Annotated in this window: 15 protein-coding genes; 9 read left to right on the forward strand and 6 right to left on the reverse strand. The window is 64.0% G+C overall.

Annotation, left to right across the window (positions count from 1 at the left end):
- Positions 1-5: 5 nt before the first annotated feature.
- Positions 6-599: a TetR/AcrR family transcriptional regulator gene (locus tag Q4G32_RS02225; RefSeq protein ID WP_303348910.1), complete on the reverse strand. Its 594-nt coding sequence runs from the start codon at positions 597-599 to the stop codon at positions 6-8.
- A gap of 56 nt (positions 600-655) precedes the next feature.
- On the opposite strand from Q4G32_RS02225, the gene Q4G32_RS02230 reads away from it, so the two are divergent.
- Positions 656-1,810 carry a Gfo/Idh/MocA family protein gene (locus Q4G32_RS02230; protein WP_303348912.1) on the forward strand — a complete coding sequence of 385 codons (1,155 nt, stop codon included), beginning with the start codon at positions 656-658 and terminating at the stop codon, positions 1,808-1,810.
- A 52-nt stretch (positions 1,811-1,862) separates the two neighbouring features.
- On the opposite strand, the gene Q4G32_RS02235 is transcribed toward Q4G32_RS02230, so the two are convergent.
- Positions 1,863-2,864 carry a LacI family DNA-binding transcriptional regulator gene (locus Q4G32_RS02235; protein WP_303349009.1) on the reverse strand — a complete coding sequence of 334 codons (1,002 nt, stop codon included), beginning with the start codon at positions 2,862-2,864 and terminating at the stop codon, positions 1,863-1,865.
- A gap of 473 nt (positions 2,865-3,337) precedes the next feature.
- Here Q4G32_RS02235 and Q4G32_RS02240 point away from each other — a divergent pair, with 473 nt between their 5' ends.
- On the forward strand, positions 3,338-5,017 hold the full coding sequence (locus Q4G32_RS02240; RefSeq protein ID WP_303348914.1) for a substrate-binding domain-containing protein: 1,680 nt from the start codon (positions 3,338-3,340) through the stop codon (positions 5,015-5,017).
- Between the two features lie 110 nt (positions 5,018-5,127).
- On the opposite strand, the gene purH is transcribed toward Q4G32_RS02240, so the two are convergent.
- Together purH and purN are read right to left on the reverse strand one after the other, a co-directional pair.
- Positions 5,128-6,726, reverse strand: coding sequence for a bifunctional phosphoribosylaminoimidazolecarboxamide formyltransferase/IMP cyclohydrolase (gene purH / locus Q4G32_RS02245; RefSeq protein ID WP_303349011.1), 1,599 nt, complete (start codon positions 6,724-6,726; stop codon positions 5,128-5,130).
- Positions 6,727-6,852: 126 nt separating this feature from the next.
- Positions 6,853-7,419, reverse strand: a complete 567-nt coding sequence (gene purN, locus Q4G32_RS02250; RefSeq protein ID WP_303348916.1) for a phosphoribosylglycinamide formyltransferase — start codon at positions 7,417-7,419, stop codon at positions 6,853-6,855.
- 106 nt (positions 7,420-7,525) lie between these two features.
- Here purN and Q4G32_RS02255 point away from each other — a divergent pair, with 106 nt between their 5' ends.
- Positions 7,526-8,023 carry a hypothetical protein gene (locus Q4G32_RS02255; protein ID WP_303348917.1) on the forward strand — a complete coding sequence of 166 codons (498 nt, stop codon included), beginning with the start codon at positions 7,526-7,528 and terminating at the stop codon, positions 8,021-8,023.
- A gap of 163 nt (positions 8,024-8,186) precedes the next feature.
- Here Q4G32_RS02255 and Q4G32_RS02260 read toward each other — a convergent pair whose 3' ends face one another.
- Positions 8,187-10,241: a cell division protein PerM gene (locus Q4G32_RS02260; protein ID WP_303348918.1), complete on the reverse strand. Its 2,055-nt coding sequence runs from the start codon at positions 10,239-10,241 to the stop codon at positions 8,187-8,189.
- A 276-nt stretch (positions 10,242-10,517) separates the two neighbouring features.
- Between Q4G32_RS02260 and Q4G32_RS02265 the strand changes: the two genes are divergently transcribed.
- The 6 genes from Q4G32_RS02265 to Q4G32_RS02290 all read left to right on the forward strand — a co-directional run bounded on the left by Q4G32_RS02265 (position 10,518) and on the right by Q4G32_RS02290 (position 17,989).
- Entirely contained in the window at positions 10,518-11,705 is a 1,188-nt protein-coding gene (locus Q4G32_RS02265; protein WP_303348919.1) for a glycosyltransferase family 4 protein, read from the forward strand.
- A 210-nt stretch (positions 11,706-11,915) separates the two neighbouring features.
- Positions 11,916-14,204: a choline BCCT transporter BetT gene (betT, locus tag Q4G32_RS02270; protein WP_441327442.1), complete on the forward strand. Its 2,289-nt coding sequence runs from the start codon at positions 11,916-11,918 to the stop codon at positions 14,202-14,204.
- A complete protein-coding gene (locus Q4G32_RS02275) occupies positions 14,201-15,700 on the forward strand; it encodes an aldehyde dehydrogenase family protein (protein WP_303348920.1) in 1,500 nt (499 codons plus the stop codon). Before betT ends, Q4G32_RS02275 begins: the two co-directional genes overlap by 4 nt.
- A gap of 80 nt (positions 15,701-15,780) precedes the next feature.
- Complete coding sequence (locus Q4G32_RS02280; RefSeq protein ID WP_303348921.1) at positions 15,781-16,059, forward strand: DivIVA domain-containing protein; 279 nt, start codon at positions 15,781-15,783, stop codon at positions 16,057-16,059.
- Positions 16,060-16,129: 70 nt separating this feature from the next.
- Entirely contained in the window at positions 16,130-17,716 is a 1,587-nt protein-coding gene (locus Q4G32_RS02285; protein ID WP_303348922.1) for a GMC family oxidoreductase, read from the forward strand.
- 111 nt (positions 17,717-17,827) lie between these two features.
- Complete coding sequence (locus Q4G32_RS02290) at positions 17,828-17,989, forward strand: hypothetical protein (RefSeq protein ID WP_303348923.1); 162 nt, start codon at positions 17,828-17,830, stop codon at positions 17,987-17,989.
- 5 nt (positions 17,990-17,994) lie between these two features.
- Here Q4G32_RS02290 and Q4G32_RS02295 read toward each other — a convergent pair whose 3' ends face one another.
- Positions 17,995-21,132: a hypothetical protein gene (locus Q4G32_RS02295; protein WP_303348924.1), complete on the reverse strand. Its 3,138-nt coding sequence runs from the start codon at positions 21,130-21,132 to the stop codon at positions 17,995-17,997.
- Positions 21,133-21,246: the final 114 nt, after the last annotated feature.

Here is a 21,246-nt window from a genome sequence, read left to right on the forward strand (position 1 = left end):
TTGGCTCAGCCCACAGCGGCAATGGTGCGGGCGTACTCAACATAAGCCTCGTGGGAGAAACCGGGAAGCAGCTGGGACTGCACCACCCATCCGTGCAGAACCGAGAGCACAGCTTGGGAGAACAGGCTCACCCAGTCGGCGGCTTCCGCCGAGCTGAGCCCCAGCTCGCGGATGGCCCACGTGGAGAATTGTTCACTGATCAGACCGCGCACGGCCTCCATGTGAACGCCCAGCACGCCGAACACACTGGTGTCCACGGCAGCTTCTCCCCAGATGACCAGCAGTAGGCGTGCCATTCGCGGTTGTTCGGCCAGGGCCTCCAGGACTCCCACCAACCACTGTTCCGGGTTGAACGGTTCCGCCACGTGGTGCTGGGCCAGCTCAAACACCCGATCCAGAGTTGTATTGGCGCAAGCCAAGACCAGTTCGGCCTTACCGCCGGGAAAGTGGTTGTAGATGGCGCCGGCCGAGAGCCCGGTGGCGGCGATGACATGGTGCATGGAGGCTCCACGGTAGCCCTCCGCCAAGAAGCAGTCCGTGGCCGCGTCCACCACGGCGCGGCGACGATTGTTGCGGTACTCCTGGCTGACCTTGGGCATACCAGAATCCTACGCAGTCGGTGGCTTGTGCCGCTGGGCCGTGTCACAGTGAATGAATGCACACCGCACATCAGCCCGACGGCGCACCGCATCAACCTTCCGATGCCGGACCGCAGAATCACCTGGCTGACTTTGCACTTGCCGGGCTCCACGCCCCGCATCTGGATGACCCGCTGTCCCCCACTGATCCGAACCTCCCACCTCTGGGATGGGGTGTGGTGGGGCCCGGTGCCATCGCCACGCGAGTGGTCCCTGACATTGCACTGCTGCCAGATGCCCGACTGGTGGCGGTCTCCTCCCGCTCCGCGCGGCGGGCCCGGCAGTTTGCCGCCGATCACGGCTTCCAGCGGTCCTACTGGGATGGGGCCCCAGGTACAGAAAACCTGACCGGCGTACGGGCCCTGGCACAAGATCCGGAGGTGGAGGTGGTCTACGTTGCCTCCCCACACGGTTACCACCACCAGCACGTGGCCGAGCTCTTGCTGGCCGGCAAGCACGTACTCTGCGAAAAAGCGCTGGCGGTCAGTGCTGCAGAAGTCCGCGATCTTGTGGACCTGGCACAGCAGCACGGCTGCCTGCTCATGGAGGCGGTGTGGACCGCCATGACCCCGGGGTTCCGGCGCGTCATGCACATTGTGAACTCGGGCCGGCTGGGGACGGTACTCAGCGTCACGGGCGCCATTGGGTTCAACGCCACACCCGATCCCCAGCACCGGCTCTTCTCTCCCGCCGACGGCGGTGGGGTCACCTTGGACATGGTGGTCTACCCACTGCTGTACTCGGATGCCATCCAGGCAGAAGTCCTACAGCGCTGCGTGGTCGGCCACATTGGACCCACGGGTGTGGATGATGACCTTGCCCTGCAGCTGGAGCGGACCGGAGGCTGTGCCCACATCTCTGCCACCCTGCGCCGGGTCCCCGCCACCGGTGTCACCCTGTCCGCAACGCAGGGCTGGTTACGCGTTGAGGGACGGTTGAACAATCCGGCGTCGTTGGAGTGGATGACCGATCAACGCCACAGCAACGGTTTGGGGCCCGTGATCGAAACCATCACCACGGTGGGTGCCGGCTACGTGCCCCAAATCCGGGAGGCCACCCGCTGCATCCGCGCAGGTCTGCTGGAATCCCCCTTTGTCCCCTGGGAGGACTCCCTGACCCGCGCGCAGCTGTTCGATGCAATCCGAGCTGACCTGGGGCTGACGACGCACTGAGCCGGTGCGGCTGCGTTGTGTAACTGCGCTGCGTGGCTGGGTTCTGTGGCTGTCAGCTCACGGCGGTGGCTGCGTCAAACCGTCCGCGGATGTCGCTGGACTGACGCACCACCAGTTTGGTGGGTAGCACCAAAGGCCGGTTGGAGGTGGGCAGAGCACCTTTGATCATGGCCACCAAGTTCTTGGCTGCCGTGGTCCCCACAGCGTGCATGGGTGCAGCAATCGTGGACATGCTGGGATTCAGGAAGGACAGGGACATGATGTTGTCGTAACCGATCACGGCAACGTCATCCGGAACCTGCAATCCCATTTCATGCACCGTACGAACAAAACCCATGGCCACAAGGTCGTTGTAACAGATCACCCCGGGGGTCCGATTTGCCGCCCAGGCCAGAGCCGCTGCGCGGCCCCCCGCCACGGTGGGGGTGGCCGGACCGATCCGGTGAATCCGCAAATGGTGCTCCACACCGGCTTCCCGAACAGCGCGCCACCTCATGCCGTCGGCCCACGAGGCCTCCGGCCCGGCCACGTAGGTGACATCCTTGCAACCTTGAGCTGCCAGATGCTCCACGGCGCGGCGTGTGCCCGTGGGGTTGTCCGTCACCACAGACACCACACCGGAGACAGCTCTGTTCATGATGATGGTGGGCTTTTGCTTGGCTGTCATGCGCACAGCCGAATCAGACATTCTGGAGGATGTCAGCAACACCCCATCCACCAGCGGCAAGACCCGTTCCAGTGCTTCACGTTCGCGGCGATCTGATTCCTGCGAGTTCGCCAAAAGCAAGGTGTACCCGGCCTCAGCCGCAGCTTCCTCGGCACCGCGGATCAGATCAAAGAACGCCGGGTTGGAAATATCCGTAACCACCAGGGCGATCATCTGGGTGCCGTTGCGCCCATCCGCATTCCGTGAAATCGTGCGGGCACGATAACCGAGTTCATCGGCCGCTTCCCGGATCCGTTCCGCCGTCTCATAGGAGACTCGGCCTGGCCGGGCAAAGGCACGTGAAACAGTCGAGGGTGCCACCCCCGCCAACTTTGCGACGTCGTAAATGGTAGGTGCGCTCCCGCGCGACCGCCGACATGGCTGTGTTGGGCTCGACTGTGGGCCAAGCTGATCCGCCTCATTCGCACTGTGATCGTGGTTCACTCCTCTAGTTTCTCGCACAGAGTCAACATGACCAAGCTGCTAACACGCCGCGACCGTTTGGTGACACATTCGGGTGAACAATCGAGTGCAGAACTAGGGCCGCACCGCCTTCCGTGTGTTGCGTTTCACCCAAGTCCCCACATCTGTTGACACAACAATCACTCACACCGCGATTCTCTTGCGAATTCATCTGTTTGGCCGATGTTGGCTACAAGAATGGGGACGCAGCGGATGCAGCGGGAGGCCAATCCGGGTGCAAGACTGTCCGGGATAGTCCGTGATCACGCCTACCTCCGGGTCCGGAGCTCGTCTGCCTCGGGCGCCTAGCCGACGGTCCAGAGTGAGAACGGTCCTACCTATGACTGAAGGAACCCGCCTTGCCCCCTGCCCCCACCCGCCGTGCCTGGCGAGAAGCAGAGAAGAAAAAGACCGGTCTACGGTGGGCGGCTCTGGGTGCCGCCGCATTCATTGTGGTGGGCGGTGGCGGCCTGCTGCTGGTGACCCAGAACGACTCGGAGACCGGCGCCGTTCCCTCCAGCTGCGACTCCACCCAGCGGGTAGCTCTGGTCACCGAGCAGGCCATGGCGGATGCCCTGGCCAACAAGCCGGTTGACGGCGACTCCTGCATTCAGCTGGACATCACCTCCGAATCCAGCACTCAAACTGCCATCCGTGCCGAGTCCGGGGAATTGAGCCAACCTCTGTGGATCCCCGACTCCACCACGCGAGTCCCTGCCGACCTACTGGATGACGCCGTCACCGTCCACACGGGCTCCTTGGCCTCCTCCCCCGGCGTGCTGGTGGCCCAGAACACCGTGGATGCCGGTGAAACCTGGACCGGTGTGCTCACCGATGACAACACCCGCATGGGCAACCCGGACCGCGACGGCGGCGCTCGCCTGGCCTTGCTGAGCGTGTCCTCGGAGGTCAGTGACGGACAGGTCAGCCAAACGGAAGCCGCGCAAGCCTTGACTCCGCGAGCCCAGACCCAGGGAGTGAACAGCCCCATCCTCTCGGCCCCGGAAATGTTGGAAGCCGTCAGCAACGACGGCGGGCGGGCCATCGTCTCCGAACGTGACTACCTGGACTTCATCGCTGAGAACGCTGATTCGGGGTTGACCGCGGGGCTTCCTGCCGATGGAACCTCTTTCCTGGACTTCCCGCTCCTGTCTTCCGGAAATTCTTTGGAGAACAACGACGCCGTACGGACCGCCGCCGATGAAATCAGCCAGTGGCTCAGCTCGGAGGAAGGCAAACAGGCCCTGACTGATGCCAACCTGCGCACCCCGGATGGTCAGATCAACAATAACTCCGCGGTGAGCGACCCTGCCCGTCTGCCAGCCCCCAATGAGGACGTGACCACCACAGTGGTGGAGAGCTACCGCAACCAGGCCGCTCCGTTGAATGCTCTGGTGGCGTTGGATGCCTCCGGCTCCATGGGCACGGAGGAAGCCAACGGTCAAACGCGGTGGGAGACCACCGTGCAAACTCTGATGTTGGGCAGCCAGCTCTTCCCGGCCCGCGATTCCATGGGGATTTGGCTGTTCTCCGATGATCTGGGCGGTGACACCCCGTACATCGAACTGGTGCCCACCCGCGGCATGGAAGAGGGCGTGGACGGCAAAACCCAGCGTGAGATTCTGCAGCAGGCTCTGGCCACCGCTGAATACAAGCCGCGGGGCCAAACCAACCTGTACGAAACCACTCTGGCCGCGTTCCGCAACCAGCAGGAGAACTACCAGGACGGTCAGCTGAACATGGTGCTGCTGGTCTCCGACGGCGCCCAGGAGGTCTACACGGGTGATTCCATGAGCCTGGAAGAGCTCACCACAGACCTCCAGGAAGAACAGGACCCCAACCGCCCCGTGGTGATCGTGGCTCTGGGCATCTCCCCTGATGCCGATGCGGAAGCCATGACTGCCATTGCTGAGTCCACCGGCGGCAGCTACCACCCGGCCACCACACCGGAGGAACTGCAAGCCGCCTTTGTGGAAGCGCTCTCCGCCATGGACTCCAACAGCGACCCCGCCCAGGGAGCAGCACCCGAGCAGGGCTGAGCACCGGCGCCGGGCAAAACCATGAGGCGGGGGCAGTTCACTGAAGTGTTCAGTGAACTGCCCCCGCCTCATGGTTTGAGACCAAGTCTCAGGGGAAGAAGTGCCGCAGCTCAGTGGAAGAAGTGCCGCGCCCCGGTGAAGTACATGGTCACGTCGGCTTCCTGAGCTGCGGCAATGACCTCGTCGTCGCGGATGGAGCCGCCTGGCTGTACCACGGCCTTGACCCCCGCCTCCAGCAGTACCTGGAGACCGTCGGCAAAGGGGAAGAACGCATCCGAGGCTGCCACGGAGCCTTCGGCTCGGATGGCGCCGGTTTCGGAGAGCGTGTTGGCACGTTCAATGGCCAGACGGCACGAATCCACACGGTTGACCTGGCCCATGCCAATGCCCACCGTGGCGCCGTCCTTGGCCAACAGGATGGCATTGGACTTCACGGGGCGCAGCGCAGTCCAGGCAAAGGCCAGATCCGCCAGCGTGGCTTCATCCGCCGCAGTTCCAGCCACCAGCTGCCAGTTGGCGGGGTCATCACCGTCTGCTTGCACACGGTCGCTGATTTGCATGAGTGCACCGCCGGAAATCTGACGGTATTCCAGGGGGTCGCGGCCAAAGCCCTCCGGCAGTTGCAACACGCGCAGGTTTTTCTTGGCGGCCAAGATCTCCAACGCCTCCGGCTGGAAGGACGGAGCCACCACCACCTCGGTGAAAATGGGTTTGATGCTCTCGGCCGTTGCCGCTGTGACGGTGCTGTTGACGGCGATCACCCCACCGTAAGCGGAGAGAGGATCGCAGGCGTGAGCTTTGGCATGGGCATTGGCCACAGGATCCACTGCGTCCGGGTCTGCAACCGCCAGACCACACGGGTTGTTGTGCTTGACCACGGCCACGGCGGGTTGGGCAAAGTCGTAGACAGCGCGCAAGGCGGCGTCTGCATCCACGTAGTTGTTGTAGGACATGGCCTTGCCCTGAAGCTGCTCCGCTTGGGCAATGCCCGGGGCAGCGGCCTGATCCACGTACAGAGCGGCGTCCTGATGCGGATTTTCGCCGTAGCGCAGCGTCTCAGCACGCTCAAAGGCCAACCCGGCGTAGGGCGGAAAACTCACCGGGGCGGGTTCAGCGCCGGCTTCCTCCGGGAATTGCTGCTGACACCAGGTGGCAACGGCAGTGTCATACGCGGCTGTGTGGGCAAAGGCGGCAGCAGCCAAACGACGCCGCGCGGCCAGATCAAACCCGCCGTTGGCGGTGGCTTCCAAGATCTGGTCATAACGGCTGGGGTCCACCACCACGGCCACGGAGGGGTGGTTCTTGGCGGCGGCACGCACCATGGAGGGTCCGCCAATGTCGATTTGTTCCACCACCGCGTCCTGATCGGCACCGGATTTGACTGTGTCCACGAACGGGTAGAGGTTGACCACCACCAGATCAAAGGGTTCCACGCCCAGCTCGCCGAGCTGCTGAAGGTGGTCCTCCTTGCGCCGATCAGCCAGGATACCGGCGTGAACCCGCGGGTGAAGGGTCTTGACGCGGCCCTCCAAACATTCAGGGAACTCGGTCAGGGCCGCCACTTCCGTGACGGGCACCCCGGCTTGGGCAATGCGCTTGGCCGTGGAACCGGTGGAGACAATCGCCACCCCGGCTCGGTTCAAACCCGTGGCCAGTTCCTCCAATCCGGTCTTGTCATACACGGAGATCAGAGCGCGCTTGATGGGCATGCGGTCCTGGGTGTTGGTCACGAGGTTTAGCTCCCGAGGTTGACGATTCGGTGCGGTCCGGCCCTTGGTCCAATTCCAACGGGTGATCCAAGGTTCTGGGCCCGGGCCCAGCAGCCGGTGACTGGGTCAGTTTACGGCGGTCACCAACTCGGCGACCGTTTCCACAAAAAGTTCTCGTTCTGCCACTTTGATGCGTTCGTGCAGGGTCTCTTGGTCGTCGTCGCTCAGCACGGGCACCGCCACCTGCGCCAGGATCTCTCCGGAGTCCACCTCCGGAACCACGCGATGCACGGTGGCTCCCGTGATCTTGACGCCGTGCGCCAGAGCGTCCCGTACCCCGTGGGCGCCCGGGAAGGACGGCAGCAGCGCCGGGTGAGTGTTGATCAGGTGGGGGGCAAAAGCTGCCACAAATTCAGCGTCCACAATGCGCATGAATCCGGCCAGCAGCACCAGATCCGGTTTGTGATGCGCCACGGCTTGTTGTAGTCCACGGTTCCAGGAGGCACGATCCGGATAGGCCACCGGTTCCACCACAAAGGTCTGCGCTCCGGCAGCGCGTGCGCGTTCCAAGCCCTGGCATGGTTTGTCTGCCCCTACCGCCACCACCTGGGCTGGGATTCGGCCATCAGCCACCGCGTCCACAACAGCTTGCAACGTGGTTCCGGAGCCTGAGACAAGAGCAACAAGACGCATGGCACGAGTCTAATGGGGTGCCCCTGGCCTCCAACGCCCCCACCCCGGGTCAACAGTTCAGGCCGGTTGGGCAGACAGTTGTCTTGTTCCGCATAGAGTTGTTTCCATGAGTACCGCACCTTCCCGGCCACCGTCACCGCCGCAGTCTGAACGGCCAGGCCCCGATGGCTCCTCAGATTCCGCTCAGCAGGATCCCGCGGCAGGCGGCCCTTCCCGATCATCCCGCCGTTTGGCCCGCAACCCCCTGGGTCTGGCCCTGCTAGCGTTGGGCGCTGCTGGTGTCTCCATGTTCATGACCTCCGGGCCGCTGTGGATGACCGTTGCCGGTGTGGTCTCCGGTGTGGCCGCTCTGGTGTTCTCCGTGATGGCCATCCTCGGTCTTCGCCGAGCCAACCGCCGCACCCTGATCCTCATTTCCACGTTGGTGGCCATGGTGGTGGCTGGCTTTTCCCTGATCACAGGTGGTGTCCGTTTGGCTTTTTGGGACACGGTGTCCGGCTACGAACAATGTGTGGCCCAATCCGTGACCATTTCCGGCCAAGCCGCCTGCCAGGAAAAGATGGAGGACGATCTGCGCGGTCTCCTGCTTCCGGGCCTGGGCTGACTCCCCCTCCTCCCCTCCTCCCCTCATCCATCGACTCCCCATCCAGCTGCACAAAAGAGTGCCAGGACGTGGGAAGTCGGCGGTTTTGGGGGAGGTCAGCAAGCAGATGGGAGCTCGGCAACCTGGTGGGAGCTCGGCGATCCTGATGCCTGAGCCACCGCACTCAGCGGTCGCGGGCAGCTTTCCGGCGCTGTCTGCGCTTCTCCGCTGCTGCATATCGTTTCTGCGCTTTCTGATCGGCCTGCTGAATCCGGTCACGCTGCTTTTGAGCAATCGCGCTACGACGTTGCGCCTCTCGGTCACGCTCCAAAGCCCCGCGTGACGGTTTGGCTACCGTCGATCCCCGACCAGCAGCATCCGTGGTGCCGGTGGTCGTGACAGTCCCGGCGGGCACAGAGGTCCCGGTGAGTGCTGTGGCCGTGCCATGCGCCCCGGAAGACCTACCTGCGGACGTAGCCTTGGCCCCGGAGGGTTCAAGGCTTCCGCCCTGGGGGTTTTCACGTTGGGAGTCACCAGCTTGGGAGCCGCCGGGTTGCGAGCCACCAGCTTGGGAGTCTCCAGCTTGGGAGCCGCCGGGTTGAGACCCCGCCGAGCGAAACAGCCCGCGCGACTTCTTCCCCTGGCTCTCCGTCCGCTGACCATCCATCCCTTGACGGCCCGTACGCTGGCCGTCCGCCCCTTGACCATCCACCCCATGGTCTTCCACCACGTAATGGTCCACCGATGCGGGGGTGGCTTGGGACGATGAGGGGATGGGGTGCTGCGGCGACGTCGTTGTGGGAACCGGCGAGCGCACGGCGCGGCTCTGTTCCGCCCACGGTCCTACGGCCGCACCGAGTGCGGCTCCCAGTGCAACTTCGGCGCCGATGACCAGGGCGCCCTCCCACACCAAGGGGCCCACCAGGTCCATCCGGCCCACGCCGAGTGACCCGGAAGCCAGCCCCAGCAGGGCTGCCACCAACAGCGCTGTCACCGCGCCGATCAGCACACCGGTGGCCACAATCCCCAGGGGAACGGAGAGCACCCGCCAGGGAATGCGAATGGCGATCCACTCGGCCAGATGATTTTCGCCTTCGCGGACAAACCACCATCCGGCCAGCACCCCGCACAACACCACCAGCGCAGGAATCGCGGCCAAGGCAACCGGCGCATCCTGCGGCGGCAGGGCGCCAAAGATTGGCAGCAGCGGCAGCGTCTCCACAGAGCTCCCGGCCGGGGATACCAAAGCCCCCTGCCCCAGATAGAACCCGGCGCCGGAGGCCCAGGACAGGGTCCAGATCACAAAATTGGGCAGCAGGGCCAGGTGCAGGACAAAAAACACGGTGTCCCCGGCCGCGTCCGAACCGAGTTGCTGCTGGATGGTGACAATCTGCTGCCAGCCAAGACTCACGGCGATGGCCAGCACCACCGCACCCACGGCGATTCCGGCCAAGGCGGCCACCACAGCTGCGCGCAGCACGGCCCAGAGGTAGGAACCGGCCCAGCGCATTTCCTGCCCCGCCCGGCGGGCTCGCTCCACGGTGGCAGCACCCACCAGAGCAGCCGGGGTGCCACCGCCGATCAACGCGCCGATGGCGGTGGCCACCACAACAATGACGCCGCCCATGGCCAGCGCGTGCAGCGGATTGGCTTGGGCCACCCCACCGCGCGTGACCAGCGCGATGATTCCTGCCACCACGGCGTGCACCACACCGGTGGTCAGCACCACGGGCGCCAGGCCCGCACCGTACGGCGCCCTGCGCGCCAAACCGCTACCGGCGGCAAAGGCTAGTCCAGCTGTCAGCAGGCTCAGCCCCAGCGGGGCAAGGCTCACCACCCCGGTTTGCGCAGCCACCCCCGCAAGGGGAGCCACGGACACCTCCAGCGGAATCCCCAGGGACAACAGCCACAGCTGTGCACCCAGCCCCAATCCGGAGCCCCAGGAAAGATCGGCCGAACCGCCTGCAATCACGGCGAGCAGCACGGACACCTGCACCACAGCCAGGGTGACGACGGCGATGCTCACCCCCGGAATCAGCCCCCGGGTCCAGGGCACACCGGCAACGCGCGCTCGCTGCTCGGTTTCGTGGTGTTCTTGGCCTGTTGAGCGCCGCTGGTCTCCAGGGGACCGTGGCCCGCCGGAATCGTGCTCCACCTCTGGACCTGCGGGGTTGGCACGGCGCGCTGAAGTGTTCGGCCGTGATGGCCTGTTCGGGGAAGTGGGCACGGTGTTCGACATCAGCTCTATGGTCGCACGGTTCACCCACTTCCACGCGTGTACCGAGGATCTGCCAGGTGTGACACCGAACGGTCCAATGCTGCGCTCAGGGCAGGATTCCCAGCGGGGCATCGGTGCGCTGTTTCCGCGTTGTGCCTCGTGTGTTGTGTCCCGTGTGCACTGTGATGTGTGCCGTGCACACTGCCCCGTGTGCTGTGTCCAGGCGTTCATCATGCCTTCACCACGCCGTCACCCTGGCGTGTGCCTCAGTCCAGGTGGGGCGCACACGGTGGAAGGGTGAGAATCGCCGTGATCGCAGAACAGTTCCTCCCCCACATGAACGGTGTGACACATTCGGTAATCCGAGTGCTGGAGCACATGAAGAACCGCGGCCATGAAGTCATGGTGGTGGCACCATCCGCGGACCCCCTGCAACTCACGCACGTGGTGGAGGCTTTTGACGGCGCCGCCGCCGGAGTCCCCCAGCTCCAGGGAATACCTGTGCACCGCCTCCCAGCCTTTCCGTTGGCCGGCTATCCGGAAGTCCGCGTGGCCGGGGGCACGGTGCAACGTCTGCGCAAGATTCTGACCAGGTTCGGCCCGGACATGGTGCACGTGGCCTCCCCCTTCGTCCTGGGGTGGCGTGCCATCCAAGCAGCCCACCAGATGGCGCTGCCCTGCGTGGCGGTTTATCAAACGGACATCCCGGGCTACGCCGCCCGCTACGGCGCAGCCTTTCTGGAAGATGCCCTGTGGGCCCACGTCAAGACCATGCACAACACCGCCACTTTGACCTTGGCGCCGTCCACCACCTCCATTGACCACCTGCAGCAAAGAGGTGTCCAGCGCATCAGCATGTGGCGCCGCGGGGTGGATGCGGTGCGCTTTGACCCGGCCCACCGGGATGAGCAGTGGCGCAGCCAGGTTGGTGGCGGTCGCAAGCTAGTGGGTTATCTGGGGCGGTTGGCTCCGGAAAAGCAGGTGGAAGACCTGGCTGTGCTGGATTCCCTGCCAGATTCTCGGCTGGTGATTGTGGGCTCCGGGCCGGAACGCGCCCAGTTGGAGCAACGCCTGCCGAACGCTCATTTTGCGGGTTTCCAAACGGGCTCTGAATTAGCTCGCCTCATGGCCTCTTTCGATATTTTTGTGCACCCCGGGGAATTTGAAACTTTCGGTCAAACCATCCAGGAGGCCATGGCATCAGGCGTTCCGGTGGTGGCCACGGGTCGCGGTGGGCCGGTGGACTTGGTGGATCAGTCCCGCAACGGGTGGCTCTATCAACCCGGCAATCTGGATCAGCTCAAAACCCAGGTTCAGGACCTCTTGGGAGACTCCGGCAAGCGGCAGGCATTTGCGGTGGCGGCTCGGGAAACAGTGAAGGATCGGACCTGGTCAGCGCTGGGAGATCAACTGTTGGAGCATTATCACCGGGCTTGGATTGCGGCTGGCCGCAGCTCCTCCGGGGCCACCCATGCAGCCCTCTGAGAGCACCTGGTAACGGCGCCCAGGGACCACTACCCCCGTCCCCTGAATTGAGCCACCAGTTGACCTCAGTCTCCAACTCGGTAGGCTGTTGGTGCTCTCCAGGGATTTCAACAGGCGGGTTTCATGCTCTTTGAATGAGCATTTGACCGCGATTTCTGCTGGGAGTTTTTCATTGTCCGCAGCGGGCCCAACGCGGCCTGTCCGGCGGTCATGAGGCAGTTCCCAAGAAGTCCGCTTCAAGGAGGCACCGTGTCCGCGTCCACAGCTCCCGCCGCAAAGGGGTCAGACGCTCCGCCGTCGTCCTCCGGTGTGCTGCAACCACCCGCGCTGAACCCCAAACCCCAGGTCAACTGGTGGGTCCTGGTGGTCACAGGCGTGATCGTGATTGCGGTGTCCATATGGGCCATGATTGATCCCGTCCAGGCAGAAACCGCCATCGGCTCCGTGGTGGGCTGGGTAGCCACCAATCTGGGATGGTTCTACGTCCTGACCTCCACCGTGGTGATCGTGTTCGTGCTGATCGTGGCCTTTGGCCGCGCGGGCAAAACAAAAATGGGACCGGATCATTCCTCCCCGCAGTTCAGCTTGTTCACCTGGACTGCCATGCTCTTTGCCGCGGGAATCGGCATTGACCTGATGTTCTTCTCCGTGGCCGAGCCCGTGAGCCAGTACTACGCACCGCCGTCGGGCGAAGGTCAAACCCTGGAAGCCACCCGCCAAGCCGTGGTGTGGACCCTGTTCCACTACGGGATCACCGGCTGGGCCATGTACGCCCTGATGGGCATGGCCTTTGGGTACTTTGCCTTCCGGCACGGCCTGCCTCTGAGCATCCGCTCCGCGCTCTACCCCCTGATTGGGCGTCGCGTGTACGGACGAGCCGGGGACGCCGTGGACATCGCGGCGCTGCTGGGCACCATTTTTGGTGTGGCCACGTCCCTGGGTATTGGCGTGGCCCAATTGAATTACGGGCTCTACCTGATGTTTGGCATCCCAGAATCCACGGCCGCCCAGGCCGGGCTCATTGCAGTGGCGGTCATCATGGCCACCATCTCCTGCGTGTCCGGAGTGGACAAAGGCATCCGTCGTCTGTCCGAACTCAACGTGATCCTGGCCATCGTGCTGCTGCTCTACATCCTGATCACCGGTCAGACAGCCTTCATTCTTGATGCGCTGGTCAACAACCTGGGTGATTTTGTGGCGGGCTTTGGCGGGATGACCCTGAACACTTTTGCCTACGACGATGCCGGCGAGTGGATGGCCGGCTGGACCCTGTTCTTCTGGGCCTGGTGGATTGCCTGGGCACCTTTTGTGGGACTGTTCCTGGCGCGAATTTCGCGCGGACGTACCCTGCGTGAGTTCGTGGTGGCCACCATGACCGTGCCGTTTGCCTTCATCCTGATCATGATTTCCGTGTTCGGAAACAGCGCACTGGCCATTGTCACTGGCGGCAATGACGCCTTCGGTGAAGTCGCCATGAACCAGCCGGAGCGCGCTTTCTACTCCCTGTTGGAGCAATTCCCGGCGGCACCTGCGGTGATTGCAGTGGCCACGGTGACCGGCATGCTGTTCTACGTGACGTCCGCAGACTCCGGCGCCTTGGTCATGTCCAACTTCACCTCCACCATTGCCGATCCCAAACAGGACGGAGCCCCCTGGCTGCGTATTTTCTGGTCTGTGGCCACCGGTGTGCTGACCCTGGCCATGTTGATCGTGGGTGGTATCACCACGCTGCAAAATGCCACATTGATCATTGGGCTGCCATTTGCGGTGGTCATGTACCTGATCATGGTCAGTCTCTGGAAAGCACTCCAAGTGGAGATCTCTCAGACCCGCAGCTCGGACAGCTCCCGCGCCTCGATGGCGGCGGGACGGTCGGGGCGCAGCACGGAGGGCCACTGGCGTCGTCGTTTGCGCCGCGCCACCTCCTACCCCAGCGCAGCCCAGGCCACTCAGTATTTGGACCGTGTGGCCGAGCCCGCTCTGCGGGAGATTCAGAAGGAGATCCGGGCCGAAGGTGCCCAGGCCACCCTGGAACGCACAGCGGTGGAGGGCACGGGCACTGAATCGCTGAGCCTGCGGGTGGACATGGCCCCCGAACGCGATTTCATGTACCAGCTCTACCCGGTTGCTGCCCCGATTCCGTCCTTTGGGCGCCCGGATTCGAGGCCCACCCAGGACGCTTACGTGCGTCTGGAGGTCTTCTCCCACACGGGTTCACATGAATACGACATCCTGGATTACACCCGCGATCAGATCATTGACGATGTCCTGGACCACTACGAACGCCACCTGGAGTTCCTGCGGCTCAGCTCCTCCCAGGGTGGCAACACCCAGCTTTCCCTGGACCCGCATGCGGTGCCCACCTGGGAGGCAGACGATTTTGACACCGACCTCAACACCGCCGCATTGCCCGTGGTGGAGGCAGGCTCCCCCACCGGGCGCCACCGGGACAGCACAGCAGACGAATCAACATCAGCATCGGAAGGAAACCACTCATGAGTGAAACCCTGTACATCAATGGCCAGTGGGTGGCTGCCACCAACGGCGGCACCCGGGACATTCACTGCCCGGCCAACGGCGAATTCGTGGCCACCGTGGCAGAGGCCGACGCCGATGACACCGCCCTGGCCATTGCCGCAGCCCACGCTGCCTACGACGACGGACAGTGGGCTGCTGTTCCCGCGCCGGAACGCGGGGACTTCCTGCTGCGCGTGGCCGCAGCCATCCGCGAGCGCAAAGACGAGTTCGCCCGCGCCGAGTCCCTGGACACCGGAAAGCGCCTGGTGGAGTCGGAGATCGACATGGACGACATTGCCGCGTGTTTTGACTACTTTGGCAAAATCGCCGCCGAGCACGCGGGACGCATGGTGGATGCCGGAGACGCCAATGTGATCTCCAAGGTGGTCACGGAGCCGGTGGGGGTGTGCGGACTGATCACCCCGTGGAACTATCCGCTGCTGCAAGCCGCCTGGAAGGTGGCCCCGTGTCTGGCTGCCGGTAACACCTTTGTGCTCAAACCCGCTGAGTTGACCCCGCACACGGCCATCCTGCTCATGGACGTCTTGGAGAAGGCGGGGCTGCCCGCTGGCGTGGCCAATCTGGTGCTGGGCGCCGGAGCCCAGGCCGGTGCCTTGCTGTCCACCAGTGAAGACGTGGACATGGTCTCCTTCACCGGCGGTCTGGTCACCGGCTCCCTCATTGCGCAGGAGGCCGCCAAGACTGTCAAGAAGGTGGCCCTGGAACTGGGCGGCAAAAACCCCAACGTGATTTTTGCCGACGCCGACTTTGACGCCGCCGTGGACAATGCCCTCAATGCCGCATTTGTGCACTCCGGTCAGGTGTGTTCGGCCGGCGCCCGCCTGGTGGTGGAGCAGTCCATCGCGGAGAAATTTGTGGATGAACTGGTACGCCGTGCGGAACTGATCAAGCTGGGCGGTCCTTTTGATGACCAGGCTGAAACCGGCGCCTTGATCTCCGCCGATCACCGGGACAAGGTGGCCGCTTACGTGGACCATGCCCGCGAGCAGGGCGCCAGGGTTCGCTGCGGAGGGGCCTTTGCCACGGGCACGTCCGCAGATGGTTCCCTGGAGTTGGAGTCCGGGTACTACTACCTGCCCACCGTGATTGATCAGTGCAGCCGGGAGATGGACTGCGTGCACGATGAAGCCTTTGGCCCCACCGTGACCGTGGAAACCTTCGCATCAGAGGATGAGGCAGTGCAGATTGCCAATGACACCGTTTACGGGCTGGCTGGTGCCGTGTGGTCCCAGGACGCCGGGCGCGCTCAGCGTATTGCCGGGCGTCTGCGCCACGGGACCATTTGGATCAACGACTTCCACCCCTACCTGCCCCAGGCGGAATGGGGCGGCATGAAGCGCTCCGGCGTGGGGCGCGAACTCGGTCAGCACGGGCTGGCCGAGTACCAGGAGGTCAAGCACATCTACCAGAACACCAGCCCCGCCGTCACCGGGTGGTTCACCGACCACAGCGCCTGAGCCCGGTCCGGTCCGAACCGTCTGAGGACCAGCCCAACAACCTAGGGACCGGAACTCACGCACAGAGAGGAATCGCCACCGTGGACCCGTCAACTAATCACCCACCCGAAGACCTCGCCGAGTGGATCCTGGGGTGCCGCTTCCGGACTACCAGGATGGGCCGCAGCTACCGGGTGGAGCAGGTGGATGATTTCTTGGACCACGTGGCCCAGTACTCATCTGACCGGCTCACCGCACGACGGCTCATGGGTGAAGTGGCCGGCAAGAAATTCGACACCGTGCGTTTCGGGACCGGGTACAGCATCGAGGACGTCGACACGTTCATGCAGCTGCTCCAGGACGCACTGCGCCGCGTCTGACCCGAGCCCACCGCACCGCAGCGCCCAACCCAGCTGAGTACGCAGCCGAGTACGAGAAGGAAAGAAAATCATGACTCCCAATACCCCTGGATCAACCGCAGATCAGACCCCCACCGAATTTGACTACATTGTGGTGGGCGCAGGGTCCGCCGGTTCCGTGGTGGCCGCTCGACTCTCCGAAAACCCAGATGTCACCGTGGCCCTGCTGGAGGCCGGTCCTCATGACAAGAACATCCCGGAAGTCACCACCTTGAACCGGTGGATGGAATTGCTGGAATCCGGCTACGACTGGGATTACCAGATCGAGCCGCAGGAAAACGGCAATTCCAACATGCGCATGGCCCGCGCCAAGGTGCTGGGTGGCTGTTCCTCCCACAACTCCTGCATCGCCTTCTGGGCCCCTGCCGAGGACATTGACGAATGGGAAGAGAAATTCGGCGCCACCGGATGGAATGCCGAAACCGCCTTCCGGCTCTACCAAAAACTGGAGAACAACCAGGACGACGGCGCCCACCACGGCCACGACGGACCCGTCCGGCTGCGCAATGTACCCCCGCGTGATCCGTGCGGTGTGGCTGTCTTGGATGCCGCTGAGCAGGCAGGACTCCCGCGTGCCGACTTCAACACTGGCAAGACCGTGCTCAACGGGGGCAACTTCTTCCAGATCAATGCGCGTGAGGACGGGACGCGGGCGTCGTCGTCGGTGTCTTACATTCACCCGATCGAGGACGAGCGCAAGAATCTCTACGTGCTGCCGGGTACGCAGGTGAAGGAACTGACGTTCGACGGCGACACCTGCACCGGTGTGTCCGTGGTGGACAACGCGTTCGGTACGGCGCGGCCGCTGATCGCGCGCAAGGAAGTGGTGGTCTCGGCAGGGGCCATTGACACACCCAAGTTGCTGATGCTCTCCGGGATCGGCCCGGCTGAGCACCTGCGTGACGTGGGTGTGGAGGTGCGCGTGGACGCCCCCGGTGTGGGTGAGAACGTGCAGGATCACCCGGAAGGTGTGATCCAGTGGGAAGCCAAGAAACCCATGGTCACCGAATCCACCCAGTGGTGGGAGATCGGGCTGTTTGCCCAGGTGGACCCGGAGACGGACCGCCCGGATCTGATGATGCACTACGGTTCCGTGAACTTTGACATGCACACCTTCCGGCAGGGTTACCCCACCTCTGACAACGCGTTCTGCCTGACCCCCAACGTCACCCATGCCCGCTCCCGGGGCACGGTGCGGTTGCGCTCGCGCGATTTCCGGGACAAGCCCATGTATGACCCCCGGTATTTCACCGATCCGGAGGGCTACGACATGCGGATCATGACCGCCGGTTTCCGCAAGGCCCGCGAGATCGTGGCGCAGGGCCCCATGGCCGAGTGGGCAGGTCAGGAGCTGTTCCCCGGCCCTGATGTGCAGACGGACGAGGAGTTCGCCGACTACATCCGGCGGACCCACAACACCGTGTATCACCCGGCCGGTTCCGTGCGCATGGGTGCCGACGACGATCCCATGGCTCCCCTGGACCCGCAGCTCCGGGTGAAGGGTGTGCGCGGGTTGCGCGTGGCAGATGCCTCCGTGATGCCGGAACTGGTGACCGTGAACCCCAACATCACGGTGTTCATGATCGGCGAGCGAGCAGCAGAGCTGATCATGAACTGATCGCCGAAATCATGGTTTGACCCAATTTTCAGCCCGAATTTTGGGTCAAACCATGTTTTCGGCGGAGGTGGGGGTTAAGGTTCCCACAAGGACCTTTACCTGGGAGATGTGATGGACGTGCTAGCACCTAATCCGTTTGAGACCGTCATGCTGCTCTTGATGTTGCTCAGCTTCATTGTTGTTGTGGTGGCTTCCCTGATGGCGCTGATCTACCTGCCCAAGATCTCGCGGCAGCTCAAGCGGTTGGAAGAGCAGCGCCCACGCCAGTACTGACCCGCTCAGCCCATGAGCTTGGCGGTCAGGATTCGCGCAAAGTCTTCTGAGACGTCCCCGTAGTTCAGGGAGAAGTCCTCATCCACCCGCGTGGGCAGCACCCCGGAGCACAACACGGTGGCCCGGGCGTAAAGCCCTGGAAGTTCGGCACCGATCGGCACGGACAGCAACTGCAGCTCCTCATCCCAGGAGACCAGCGGCGTTCCGGCTTGCCGGGCTGCCAGATGCTTGCCCAGCCCGGAGCTCACGCGCCGTCCGTGCCCCGATTCCACATCCGCTTCCGTACGGAACACGTAGCGGGTGCGGTGGTGGTGATTGATCCGGTACAGCCCGGGCTGCTCCCGGTCCGTGGTGGCACGCCAGGTGGCATCCGATGGCACAAGCAACTCAGCCACCCCGTTGTACTGCATCTCCGTGCGGGCCAATCCGTCCTGCACGGTGGACAACGGCGCCAGCGTGTCCAACATGACCGGTCCGGCTTCATAGATCACGTCGCACAGCCCATCCGGCAACTGCTCGGCCAGGTCCTCCAGCTCAACGTCCTGCACCAGGGAGGAGGCATGGTCCTCCGGAGACAATGTCACCAGAGCACCACCCAGAGCCTCCGCGGCCGAACCGACCAGGGCTTCCTTGTCCGGAGTCCACCCACCTGTCAGCAGAATGGAGCCGTCCACCAACTGCGTCAGTGCCGGAGAGCAGACCTGCCAGCGGCGCACGGTCCAGTTCTCGTCCCGGATGACTTCCAGGAACCCGAGTGCCTGCAGGTGACCCACAAACCATTCCTCGAACCGTTCGGTGTCCACCAGCTGACGAGCCACGATGGACAAAGTGGAGCGCTTGCCGCCCCCCAGGAAGGTCAGAGCGTCCCGGAACGGCGCCCAGGACGTGGGGTTCTCCCCATCTTCCGGGCCGATGAACTGCAGAGACTCCACCGTGCCCACCTCGGAGACAGCGGAGAGCTTGGTCAGCCGCCCCGGGTAACGCTTTTCCAACCCGCAGTCGCGGCAGCGCCCAAACACCCAGGGCGCCTTGGCTTTGGGGTCCATGGGCGGCAGCACAATGCGGTGCTTGCCACTGGCCAGGCAGGACGGTCCCTGGTGCTCGGGCAGCACGTTCTCCCGCGCCACCAACAACTGACCTTCGGCTGAATGCCATCCGGGGACGGTGGGCACCTCCACTGCTGCCAATTCCGTTTCGGGAACCTCCACGGCATCCAGATTGTTAAAGGCCCCCTGCACGTACTCATCCGGCAACTCGGCCACCGTGGCAGCGGTCACGGGCCACAGGGCGTCGTCGTCGGTGTGCACCATCTCCCCCTCATACCCCAGCGAGCGCTGGGTCATGTAGAAGGAGGTGTCCCGCACGGAAAAACTGACGCGCTGCTTGACGGTCCGGCCGGCTTTGAGCACCAGAACGTAGTCATTGGGCTTGAGCCCACCGGTGCTCGGGTTGGCCATGGGGGTACCCGCCGCGGAGATTTGGAACGGTGGCACCAGACCTTCCGCCAGCTTGTGCCGCTGCAAGCGAAAGGTCTCCGGGTGGCGCCACTCCACTTCCAGCGTGAGCGGGTCAGCGGAGTCGGACACCACGGTGATCTGCGGGGGACGTTGGGCGGAAAACCGCACGACGTCGCCCGGGATGCGCAGCCCGCCCGAAAGCCGCACGGTGGGCACCAGCCGCGGAACCATTCCGGAGAAATTGTCATTGACCGTGAGTTCGGGATTGCCCGCGCGTAGAACCTGGACATCGTCAAACATGGCCCAGCCCTGCGGCAGACCGGCGGTTCCAGCTGGGACAAGGGTGTAATCCGGGGAAGCGGAATCATCCAGGATCGCCCGCATCTGATCAATCATGGTCTGGTCATCACGCACCAGAACACGGCACGGCCACGCCGCCGGAATGTGGTCCACGGAGATGAACGTGTCCGAAAACGCATCCTTGGCAAAAACGACGACGGGCCGCGCCGTCCGTTCAAAGGTGTGTGCTCCGGCGGAGAGCTTGAGCTCCCCCTCCAGCAAAGAGGCCGGCTCAATGCGCGCCGTCAGGGCGGAAATCCCCAGGTAGGCATCCCCGATGTAGGACAGGAACAGGGTGCGCGGCCCGGCGGTGGTTTCCAGCTCGACCTCGCGCTCGGTCATGAAGCGCTTGGGCACCACAAAACCGAACTCAAAAACCTTGTTGCCGATGTAGTCCAGGGCGTCCACCAGCGCCAGGGAAGCCGAGTGCTTGCCGGGCTTGCTGGACACGGAGCGTGTGACCGGGGTGGGCCCACCGGCTTCCGCACGGGACTGCTCCCACCGGCCCAGCTCCGCCCGGGCAACTTCCAGGCCCGGGTAGCGGGTCACGGAGGTGGACCAGATCTGCCGCATGGGTTTGGAGACATCGGTGCCCGCCACATCAAGCCAGAAGTCCACGTAAACCCCCAGCTCCTCCGGGGAGAGCCCTTGGGCCGTGGTGAGTTCCATGTCCGCGAACATCTGGTGCAGTTGCCGCCGCTCTGCCTCCCCCAGGAGGGTCTGCGCCAGGGCCAGCCCCACCGGACGCTGGTTGAGGGCATCCCCCAGGGGCAGTCCCACTTCGCCGTCGCGCAGTTCCAGCCAGTACCGCAGGGCGTCCCAGAATGCTTCGGTGTCCTTCTTGAAGGAGGCTTCCAGGGCTTTGGTGTCCGATCCGGCTTGCAGCAGCACAGCCAGCGGGAGGTAGAACGCGGAGGCGGATTTGTTGCCGGTCTGAGAGGCCAACCGGGAGGTGTGCCGTCCGGCCAAGGCAAACAATGCCAGGAGCGCCACGATGGGCGGTGGCGCCAGTTCGGAGAGGGTGTCCAGTTGCCGCCGGGAATCGCGGTACCACAGCGTGGTCATCCGAGTGAAGGCATCAAAAACCGGGGTGCGCGAGCCGTCCAACACCAGCAGCGGAGTGACCGAATCGGCAATGGCCCGCAACGTGGCCGGCCCGTCCAACCCGTGCTCGGCACCGATCAGCGCCAGAGTTTTCTCGTCCAGGTCCAGGGGAACCAGCTCACCCGCCCGGTGGCCTCCAAAGAACGCGGCACACACGGCGTCGTTCCACTTGAGGTACTGGGCCTCGGCATCGTTACGCGCGATCCGATGTTGGCCAAGCGCCAGCGAGTTGGTCCCGGTCACTGCACCCTCCGTCTGCGGCTTGGGCCGCGGTTGAACTCCTGGAAGTCATCTTCCCCGATTCAGCGCTCAATTATAGGTCCGCCCGGGAAGTTCCGCGGGCCGCCGCCCGCGCAG

This window comes from Kocuria sp. (assembly GCF_030538595.1).
Classification (GTDB): domain Bacteria; phylum Actinomycetota; class Actinomycetes; order Actinomycetales; family Micrococcaceae; genus Kocuria.